The sequence below is a fragment of the Streptomyces sp. NPDC054840 genome, from assembly GCF_053611065.1.
Genome location: NZ_JBSGZP010001172.1, coordinates 1 through 1,023 on the forward strand (window position 1 = coordinate 1; position 1,023 = coordinate 1,023).

At 70.3% G+C, this 1,023-nt stretch carries 1 protein-coding gene; it reads right to left on the minus strand.

What is annotated here, in order from left to right; translation table 11 throughout:
• Positions 1–85: 85 nt before the first annotated feature.
• A partial coding sequence (locus tag ACWGIU_RS38440; protein ID WP_453712798.1) for a helix-turn-helix domain-containing protein occupies positions 86–1,023 on the minus strand: 938 nt, incomplete at its 5' end.

Consider the following 1,023-nt stretch of genomic DNA (forward strand, 5'->3'; position numbering starts at 1 on the left):
CGGGGCCGCTGCCGATTGGGCTGCGGCCCCGCTGAGGAGTCCTCACTGCTTCTGCAAGCTCCCTGTGTGACCAGGGTGCCTCGGGTTACCTCTCCCAGGGCCGGAGGCTGATCGCGCGCACGAGCAGCGGGACGCCCGCGGTGACGGCGGTGCCCACCGTGACGCCGTCGGTGACGGACTCTGTGGCGGTGAAGGTGAGCAGCCCGGCGCCGACGCCGACGACGACGCCGAGGAGGAGGAGCCAGACCAGGCGTAGCAGGGATAGGAGGGGTTCCGAGGTCTTCGTGGACGGCGTGGACGGCCTGGGGAGCACGGTCGGGCGGTGCCGGAGGGTGGCGATCTTGATCCGAGTGACGGTGTGGTGCCATATGAGGGTGCGTTCTTCCTCGACGCCGCAGATGGTGAGGAAGATGTGCAGGAACTCCGTGGTCGGTAGGTCCTCGCCGTTGAGGACGGCGGTGAACGTCGCGGCCGAGATCTGGTAGATCCGGGCGCTGCGCTTCTCCAGGGTGGCGATGGTCAGGCCCTTGTCGGCGACCAGGTCTCGCATGACGCCCAGGACGTCCTGCGGGGTGGTGCACAGGGCGAGGGCGGTGTGGACGCGGTCGACGGTGGGGCTGGTGACGCGCTGCAGTTCGTCGCGGGGGTGGGTCTCGACGAACTGCTGGACCAGGGCGAGGAGGCCCCCGGAGCGTGCCGGGGTCCCCGGGTCCTCGTCCTGCCCCTGGTCCACGCTCACGTTGCCGTTGTGGGTGGTGGTCTGGGGGGCGCTGCTGCCGTCGGTCGTCGCGTCGTCGCCGGAGGCGACTTCGGCGCTGGCGACGGCGCTGCTGTGCATGCGGTGCCAGACGCGCATGTCGCCGTTGTAGCCGCAGCCACGGACGAACGCTTCGACCACTTCCATCTTCGGCACGACCCGGCCTGATGCCGCGGAGGACAGAGCGGCGGCGGAGTAGTGCGAGACCGAGGCCAGTTCGCGGTAGGTGAGGTTGCTGCGGTGGCGGAGCTCGCGCAGTGCACGGG